At 64.5% G+C, this 7,911-nt stretch carries 9 protein-coding genes and 1 pseudogene; 4 read left to right on the top strand and 6 right to left on the bottom strand.

Features of this window, described 5'->3' with window-relative positions; translation table 11 throughout:
* From EOA28_RS17320 to EOA28_RS17310, 3 genes and pseudogenes are all read left to right on the top strand, one after another.
* Nucleotides 1-600, top strand: a pseudogene (locus EOA28_RS17320) (heme biosynthesis protein HemY); the annotation flags it as partial.
* A 33-nt stretch (nt 601-633) separates the two neighbouring features.
* Complete coding sequence (locus EOA28_RS17315; protein ID WP_127253601.1) at nt 634-1,113, top strand: TerB family tellurite resistance protein; 480 nt, start codon at nt 634-636, stop codon at nt 1,111-1,113.
* Nucleotides 1,114-1,131: 18 nt separating this feature from the next.
* Complete coding sequence (locus tag EOA28_RS17310) at nt 1,132-1,848, top strand: glutamine amidotransferase (RefSeq protein WP_127253600.1); 717 nt, start codon at nt 1,132-1,134, stop codon at nt 1,846-1,848.
* Between the two features lie 152 nt (nt 1,849-2,000).
* Here the strand turns inward: EOA28_RS17310 and EOA28_RS17305 are convergent, their stop codons facing one another.
* Nucleotides 2,001-2,273 (bottom strand): hypothetical protein, encoded by a 273-nt coding sequence (locus tag EOA28_RS17305; RefSeq protein WP_128315084.1) that lies wholly within the window; start codon nt 2,271-2,273, stop codon nt 2,001-2,003.
* A gap of 161 nt (nt 2,274-2,434) precedes the next feature.
* On the opposite strand from EOA28_RS17305, the gene EOA28_RS17300 reads away from it, so the two are divergent.
* Nucleotides 2,435-2,668 (top strand): hypothetical protein, encoded by a 234-nt coding sequence (locus EOA28_RS17300; RefSeq protein ID WP_127253603.1) that lies wholly within the window; start codon nt 2,435-2,437, stop codon nt 2,666-2,668.
* 85 nt (nt 2,669-2,753) lie between these two features.
* Here the strand turns inward: EOA28_RS17300 and EOA28_RS17295 are convergent, their stop codons facing one another.
* From EOA28_RS17295 to EOA28_RS17275, 5 genes are all read right to left on the bottom strand, one after another.
* Complete coding sequence (locus tag EOA28_RS17295) at nt 2,754-3,995, bottom strand: MFS transporter (RefSeq protein ID WP_189342075.1); 1,242 nt, start codon at nt 3,993-3,995, stop codon at nt 2,754-2,756.
* A 147-nt stretch (nt 3,996-4,142) separates the two neighbouring features.
* Nucleotides 4,143-5,243 carry an aminotransferase class I/II-fold pyridoxal phosphate-dependent enzyme gene (locus EOA28_RS17290; RefSeq protein WP_127386455.1) on the bottom strand — a complete coding sequence of 367 codons (1,101 nt, stop codon included), beginning with the start codon at nt 5,241-5,243 and terminating at the stop codon, nt 4,143-4,145.
* Between the two features lie 221 nt (nt 5,244-5,464).
* Nucleotides 5,465-5,926, bottom strand: coding sequence for a MucR family transcriptional regulator (locus EOA28_RS17285; RefSeq protein WP_127386456.1), 462 nt, complete (start codon nt 5,924-5,926; stop codon nt 5,465-5,467).
* Between the two features lie 206 nt (nt 5,927-6,132).
* Nucleotides 6,133-6,837 carry an ROK family protein gene (locus tag EOA28_RS17280; RefSeq protein WP_127251638.1) on the bottom strand — a complete coding sequence of 235 codons (705 nt, stop codon included), beginning with the start codon at nt 6,835-6,837 and terminating at the stop codon, nt 6,133-6,135.
* 17 nt (nt 6,838-6,854) lie between these two features.
* Nucleotides 6,855-7,911, bottom strand: a 1,057-nt coding sequence (locus tag EOA28_RS17275; RefSeq protein ID WP_148670744.1) for a glucose-6-phosphate dehydrogenase (NADP(+)), incomplete at its 5' end; no start/stop codon positions are given.

The raw sequence follows: 7,911 nt of genomic DNA, 5'->3' as shown, positions 1-7,911 counted from the left end.
AAGAGGAACCACGCCGAGTCGTCAATGGCCGTGGCGCGCGCGGCGCTCGACGCGCAGGACTTCGCCACCGCGCGGCGCGAGGCGGAGGCCGCGATCCGCATGGATCGCCGCGAGGGGGCCTATCTGCTGCTCGCCGATATCGAGGAAGCCGAGACCGGCGACCAGGGCAAGGTCAGGCAGCTGCTGTCCAAAGCCGTACGCGCGCCGCGCGATCCGGCCTGGGTGGCGGACGGCGTCATCTCCGAGCGCTGGGCGCCGGTGTCGCCGGTCACCGGCAAGCTCGACGCCTTCACCTGGCGCGCGCCGATGGAGCGGCTCGGCCAGCTGATCGACAGCGAGACGGACGCCGCGGTGCCGGCGATCACAGCTGCGCCGCCCGCTGCAGCACCCGCTGAAAAGGCGATCGACATTGTTGCGGACGCGCCTGTCGAGAAGCCCTTGCCGGCGAATGGCGGCGAGAAGGACGCGGCTGTTACGGAAGATGTCAGCGAAGCTGAAACCGCTGGGCGGGGTTCGGAATTACCTCCTCTGCCCGACGATCCGGGTGTCGCGCCGGAAGAGGAAGCGGAAAAATCGCCGCGCCGGTTTCGTTTGTTCTGAGGCAGGGTTTTGGCGGGTAGGGAAAAAACATCAATGTTCGAGCGCGTATTGGCCTTCCTGAGGGACCTGCCGGCCGGCGGCGAAGCCAAGCCGAGCGCCGACGATCCGCGCGTCGCGGCCTCAGCGCTGCTCTACCACGTGATGAACGCCGACGGCGTGCGCCAGGACGTCGAATGGGAGCGCTTCAAGCAGATCCTGGCCGAGACCTATTCGGTGAGCGGCGAGGAGCTCGACGCGCTGGCCGCGGCCGGCGAGCGCGCCGACAATGAGGCGATCGACCTCTACGCCTTCACCAGCGTCTTGAAGCGCGATCTCGACGCCGAGGCGCGCAAGGCCTTCATCGGCCTGATGTGGGAAATCGTCTATGCCGACGGCGAGCTTGACGAGCTGGAGGACAACACCGTCTGGCGGGTCGCCGAGCTGATCGGCGTCGAGCGCCGTGACCGCATCGAGGCGCGCCGCAAGGCGGCGGCGCAGGTGCCCGGCGCGCGGGGCAAGTCGAGCGACGAATAACGGGACCCATCGCCTTCCATGCCACCCAGAGCGAGGCCGAGACCAAAAATCCTGATCGTGCTGCATCAGGAAACGTCGAGCCCCGGCCGCGTCGGCCATATGCTGCTGGAAGAAGGTTTCGATCTCGACGTCCGCCGGCCGCCATTGGGCGACGAATTGCCCTGCACGCTGGACGATCATGCCGGCGCGGTGGTGTTCGGCGGGCCGATGAGCGCCAATGACGAGGACGAGTTCGTCCGCCGCGAGACCGACTGGCTGCAAATCCCGCTGAAGGAGAACCGGCCGTTCCTCGGCATCTGCCTCGGCGCGCAGATGCTCGCCAACCATCTCGGCGGCAAGGTCGAGGGCCATGGCGACGGACTGGTCGAGATCGGCTGGTATCCGCTGAAGGCGACCGAGGCCGGCAGGAAGCTGCTGCACTGGCCGGAAATGGTCTATCAGTTCCACCGCGAGGGCTTTTCGCTGCCGAAGGAAGCGACGCTGCTGGCGACAGCGGAAACCTATCCCAACCAGGCGTTTCGTTACGGCGAGAACGCCTGGGGTATCCAGTTCCATGGCGAGCTGACCCGGATAATGATGCATCGCTGGGTGGTGCGCGGCGCGCATCGCTTCGAGCTCCCCGGCGCCCAGCCCGGCCGCGACCATCTCGGCGGCCGGCTGATCTGGGACATGCACCTCAAGCGCTGGCTGGGTGAGTTTTTGGGGCTGATTTTTGGCAGGCCGGCGGCGGGGTAAAGTCAACCGAATGTGCTTCGAACGGCTGTGCTCGACTCAAAAAACCGCCTCCGCCTTCAAGGATTTTGCTCGCTAGAGCGTTTCACCGTTTCACGGAAACGGCGAACCGCTCTATCTCTTTTGTCTTGACGCAATTCCTGACGGAAAACCGCTCACACTTTTCCTGGAATTGCTTCAGTAAGCTCCTGTATTTTCTCGAGGAGATTTTTGACGAGCAGTCGGTAGACGCGCGTGAGTTCGTCCGGCGACAATTCAACTCTGATGTCGTACTTGCCGGAATAGTTCGCCTGGAGATCAACGGTGCCGAACAGCGTCGTCGCGCCATCGCGAATGTCGGTGGCCACGATCATGTTCGCCAATGGCTGATCCAGCAGAATGACGCCTGGTTGTCCTGGATGATTGTGCGTTGTCGTGCGTATTTTCACAACGTAAACCTCCTGTCAGGTGAGAGCCCGCCTCGCCACATCAGCATCGGGCCCTGTCCAAGATAGAAGCCATCCCCTGGAAACGCGAGGAACAAAAACGGATGGTATCGGAGCGGCCCCGAATCTGTGTTATCCGCCGCCCCATCAATCAAAAGGAAGATATTGTGAGCGAACTGACCCTGGCCGAGGCGACCGAAAATATCTATGCCTCACTCCGAGCGGACAATGCCGACCTCGATGCGCATATCGCGGCCCTCAAGGCGGCGCTGGCACGGGAGGGGAAGAAGCAAGCGGTGTTCGATCCGGCCAGGCTGGTGCAGAACAACCGCGCCGGCCGCAAGCTGATGCAGGCCTATTTTCGTCAGCGCGGCGTCAGCGTGAGCTTCTCGGAGTAGGTCTGCTCGCGACCCGTCTCGTTGACCGACGGCGCAGCCTGATCGGCTCCAGCGTCGGATTTGGCGGCTTAGATACAGGGCGCGATCACTCGCGGCTGTTCAAATGCCGCACCTGCCGCAGCGCCGGGAACAGCCAGGCCCACAATCCCGCGACCGCGACAGCCCCGATGCCGCCGATCACCACGGCGGGGACGGTGCCGATCAGGGCCGCCATCGTGCCGGCGCGGAATTCGCCGACCTCGTTGGAGGCGCCGACGAAGACCTGGTTGACGGCGTTGACGCGGCCGCGCACCTCGTCGGGCGTCCAGAGCTGGATCAGCGTCTCGCGGATATAGACGCTGAACATGTCGGTGGCGCCGAGCAAGGCGAGGGCTGCGATAGACAGCCAGGTGATGGTCGAGACGCCAAACAGCACGGTGAAGGCGCCGAACAAGGCGACGAAGCCCAGCATGATCTTGCCGGCATGGTCGCGGAGCGGGTGACCGGCAAGCCAGACGGCGACGCAGATCGCGCCGATGCCGGGCGCCGAGCGCAGCAGGCCGAGGCCCCAGGGGCCAAGCTGCAGGATGTCGCGCGCATAGACCGGCAGCAGCGCCGAGGCGCCCGACAGAAGCACGGCGAAGAGGTCGAGCGAGATCGCGCCGAGCACGATCTTCTCGCCCCAGATATATCGGAAGCCGGCAAACAGCGTCTGCATCGTCGGCTTGTCGGTGGCCGTCTGCTGAGCGGGCTTCGGGATGGTGAAGATGAGCACCGCGGCGGCGAGCATCAATATGGCGGCGGTGGCGTAGGCGACTTCCGCCGACACGCCGTAGAGCAGGCCGCCGGCGACCGGGCCGACGATGGTCGCCGTCTGCCAGGCCGACGAGTTCCAGGCGATGGCGTTGGCGAAATCCTCCTGCGGCACGAGATTGGCGAAGAGCGAGGACGAAGCCGGTCCGTAGAAGGCCCGCGCAATGCCGAACATCACCAGCACGATGAAGATCGGCAGCGGGCCGTGAAGGCCACGCAGCGTCAGAAGCAGCAGGGCCAGCGCGCAGCCGGCCTCGACCAGCGTCGCCAGCGTCATAATCAGCCGGCGGCCGAAGCGGTCGGCGACCACCCCGGTGACCAGGACCAGAAGCAGCGAAGGCAGGAACTGGACGATGCCGACAATGCCGAGATCGAACGGGTCGCGGGTCAGGTCGTAGACCTGCCAGCCGACCGCAACGGACACGATCATCGTGGCGAAGGTGGTGAGGAAACGCGCCGTCCAGTAGCTGACGAACGGGCGGTGCCGGAACGCGGCGTAACGCTGGTCTGGTGAGGTTGCTTCGACGGTCATGATTCGAGGGCCCCGTTGCGACAATGGCCGGCGGGGCACTTCCACGATGGGGGCTGGTCCGGCCAGAACCCTTTAGCCCAGTTCGTCCTGCCATGCGCGCAAAAATCCGCGCTGGATCAAAGAAAATCGAATTTTTGCCCGGACGGCGATTCAGCTCCGCAACGCGGCGGAGATGGCGGCCAGCCCGCCGCGCAGCTCCGCTTCCGTCGGCCAGCCGAAGCCAAGGCGGAAGAAGCGCTTCGGCATCTCGAACCAGTGGCCGGGACCGACATAGGCGCCGTGCTCCTCCAGCAGCCGGGTGTAGAAGCGGTTGAGGTCGAAGCCCGCATCGACATTGAGCCGCGGGAACCCGACGACGCCGCCTTGCGGCCGCACCCAGTCGACCAGCGTCTCGCCGTCGATCCAGGCCTGCACGATGTCGCGGCGCCTTGCCATCTCCGGCAGCAGCGAGGCGAGGAAGGCGTCACGGCGTTCAAGCGTGGCGCGGGCGATCGCCTCGTCGATGACGCTGCCGCAGATGCCGATCTGCTCCTTGGCGGCAAGGAAGGTTTCCTGCAGCTCCGGATCGCGAGTCAGCAGCCAGCCGATGCGGATGCCCGGAATGCCGAAGGCTTTGGACAGGGAGCATACGCTGATGGCGCTTGGGCTGAGCGAGGCCGCCGCCGGCAGGCGCTCGCCGTAGGAGAGATCGCGATAGGTCTCGTCGACCAGCAGGCGGCACTTGTGATGTTCGGCAAGCGCGATCAGCGCGTCGAGATCGGCGCGTGTCATCATCGTGCCGGTCGGGTTGTGCGGGCAGGTGACGCTGATCAGTTTCGTGTTCGGCCGCAGCTCCGCCTTCACGTGCTCGATGTCGATGGCAAAGCCCTGGTCGAAATCGAGATCGACATAGGAGATGGCGCAGCCGATCGCCTTCGGCGTCTCGATGTTGGTGGCGTAGTTCGGCCGGACGACGACAAGATGGTCAGCGGGCGACAGCAGCGCGGTGGCGATGATGAACAGAGCGCCGGCCGCGCCCGCCGTCACCAGCACATCGGCGTGGGAAAGGCCGTTGTCCTGCGCGGCGATCAGCGCGCGCAGGTCCTTGTCGCCGCGATGCTCGCCATAGAACAAGGTGAGGTCCGGCAGCGTCAGACCGATGTCGGAGAGTTTCTGGTCGGCGATCGAGCTTTCGGAGAGGTTGTAGCGGATGCGGTCGTAGCCGTATTCCTCCGGCGCTTCCTTCTCGATCAGCATCCTGGCGTAGTTCATGGTCGGTTCCCCCAATGGAACAGTTCACCGTTTCCACGAAACGGTGAACCGCTCCCCCTTTTTGTTCTTGCGCAATTCCAGACGGAAAACCGCGTCACACTTTTCCTGGAATTGCTCTGGCGGTAGCAACCAAGCCACAAAAGCAGGAAGCCTGCCAAGGCGGATTCCTCGGCAGGCTTCCTCAAATCATTGGTGCAGGCGCGCTATTTCAGGCGAGCGATTCAGACGGGCGCCTTGGCCTTCCTGCCCTTGGCTGGCTTCACCGGTTCCGGCTCCGCCTTGCGGCCGAGGCCGATCGATTTGGCCAGCTGCGAGCGCGAAGCCGCATAGTTGGGAGCGACCATCGGATAGTCGACCGGCAAGCCCCATTTGGCGCGGTAGGCTTCGGGCGTCAGGCCGAAATGCACGCCGATATGGCGCTTCAGGGATTTGAACTTCTTCCCGTCCTCGAGGCAGATGATGTAGTCAGGCGTCACCGAGCGCCTGGGATTGACGGCGGGGGTCGGCGGGGGGGCCGCGGGGTCCGCCGGCTGGCTGATCCCGCCGATCGATGAGGCGACGCTGGCGATCAGCCCGCCCAGGTCCGAAGCGGGCAGGCGGTTTTTCGCGACATAGGCCGATACGATGTGAGCGGTGAGCTCGAGCAGGTCGACTTCCTTGGCTGTGCTGGTGTCTTCGTCCACGTAGTCCCTCCATTTCCTACCGCAAGGCCGCGAAACCGATCCGGCTTTCGCGGCGTGTAATCTCAAAGCGCTGCCAGCGTTGTTGGCGAATTCGAAAGCCGCAGGGGCCGCAGACCGGCGAATTCCTAGTCGGCAAATCTGCGCGACGCAACGTTTGTCGCATCAATACACGCTGTTTTGAACAATTATACTGAAATGTAACTATATCAGACGATCAGCGCCTTGTCGCGCCATAGACGAAATCCACCCTCGAAAGCGCGAGTGTTGTCGCCGCGCCGGGATTTTTCAGGCAATTCATCGAGCTTGTCGACATTGCCGCCGCCGATCACGACATAGTCCGGCTGCAAGGCGGCCCGAAGCCTGCCCACGACGTCGAAAACGTATTTGCGCCACTTCTTCTTCCCGTGCTTCACCAGGCCGCGCTCGCCGACATAATCCTCGAAAGTCGCGCCCTTCTTGTAAGGCAGATGGGCAAGCTCCATCGGCTGGCCGACATTCCTGATGATCATGGCGGCGCCCAGGCCCGTGCCGAGGCCGAGGAACAGCATGCGGCCCCCGTCATAGCTGCCGATCGCCTGCATCAGCGCGTCGTTGACGAGCTTCACCGGCTTGCCGAAAGCGGCGGTGAAATCATAGCCGTTCCAGCCCTTGCCGAGATTGAAGGGATCGAGCGAGGGCTTGTTGTCCGTTACAGGGCCGGGAAAGCCCATCGAGATCAAGTCGTAGGTCAGGCCCTCCGCCAGTTTCCCGACCGAAGCGACGACCTGGTCGGGGGTCAGGCTCGGGCCGGACGGAACGCGGCGCATCTCGCCGCCGGCGCTGGTGAGGATCTTCACATGCGAGCCGCCGACATCGATGCTGAGCACGATCGGATCGCTGCCCGTCGCGGCGGTCTTTGCTGCCTTCGCCATTCCCTCCTCCCCGGAAATTATCTGGTCGGATTGATCCAGCCATCGGGCGGGCCGAAGCCTTTCATGGCGTCGGCCGGCCCCCAGGTCTTGGGCGCGTAGATTGCCGGCGGCGTGGTGTCGCCGAGCACCGGGCCGACGATGCGCCAGGCAAGCTCTGCGGCGTCCTGGCGCGTGAACAGCTGGCCATTGCCGTTCATGGCGTCGCCGATCAGCCTTTCGTAAGGCGGCATGTCGCCCTTGGAGTCGTCGAGCGCGGTGAGCTCCACCTGCTCGCCGATCATGTCGTCGCCGGCCCTCTTGCGCTGAGCGCCGATCGAGATTGCCACCTGCGGGTCGATGCGGAAGCGCACGTAATTGGCGTCGTCCGGCTTGATCGGATCGAAGACGTCGAGCGGCGGCCGCTTCAGCCGCACGATCACCTCGGTGGCGTGCACCGGCATGTTCTTGCCGGCGCGGATGAAGAAGGGCACGTCGCGCCAGCGCCAGGTGTCGACGAAGAAGCGCACCGCGGCGAAGGTCTCGACCGGCGAGTTGGGCCTGACGCCCGGCTCGGCCAGATAGCCGTCGAACTGGCCGCGCACGACGTCGTCCCTGGTCAGCGTGCGGATCGCGCGCAGCACCTGCACCTTCTCGTCGATCAGGTCGTCGGCCGAGCGGCCGACCGGCGGCTCCATGGCGAGCAGAAGCAGGATGTTGAGCAAATGGTTCTCGATCACGTCGCGGATGCAGCCGACATCGTCATAGAATTTGCCGCGGCCCTCGATGCCGAAATCCTCGGCCATGGTGATCTGCACGCTCTCGACGAAGTTGCGGTTCCAGATCGGCTCGAGGAAGGAGTTGGCGAAGCGGAAATAGAGCAGGTTCTGGATCGCCTCCTTGCCAAGATAGTGGTCGATGCGGAAGATCGACTGCTCGTCGAACACCAGATGCAGCACCCGGTTCAGCCAGCGCGCCGACTGCAGATCGTGGCCGAAGGGTTTTTCGATCATCAGCCGCGCGCCGCGCGCGGTGCCGGACTGCTCCAACCCCTGCACGACGGTCTCGAACATCGTCGGCGGCACGGCCATATAGTGC

The sequence above is a fragment of the Mesorhizobium sp. M2A.F.Ca.ET.067.02.1.1 genome (assembly GCF_004023285.1).
In the GTDB taxonomy this organism is placed as follows: Bacteria; Pseudomonadota; Alphaproteobacteria; order Rhizobiales; family Rhizobiaceae; genus Mesorhizobium.
Note: the sequence above shows the minus strand (reverse complement) of the source record. Positions and strands in the feature narration are given on the sequence as shown.

What these genes read in the sequence shown, in the direction of transcription:
- EOA28_RS17315 (WP_127253601.1), top strand. Translation starts at nt 634, where the DNA reads ATGTTCGAGCGCGTATTGGCCTTCCTGAGGGACCTGCCGGCCGGCGGC.
- EOA28_RS17310 (WP_127253600.1), top strand. Translation starts at nt 1,132, where the DNA reads ATGCCACCCAGAGCGAGGCCGAGACCAAAAATCCTGATCGTGCTGCAT.
- EOA28_RS17290 (WP_127386455.1), bottom strand. Translation starts at nt 5,243, where the DNA reads ATGAACTACGCCAGGATGCTGATCGAGAAGGAAGCGCCGGAGGAATAC.
- EOA28_RS17280 (WP_127251638.1), bottom strand. Translation starts at nt 6,837, where the DNA reads ATGGCGAAGGCAGCAAAGACCGCCGCGACGGGCAGCGATCCGATCGTG.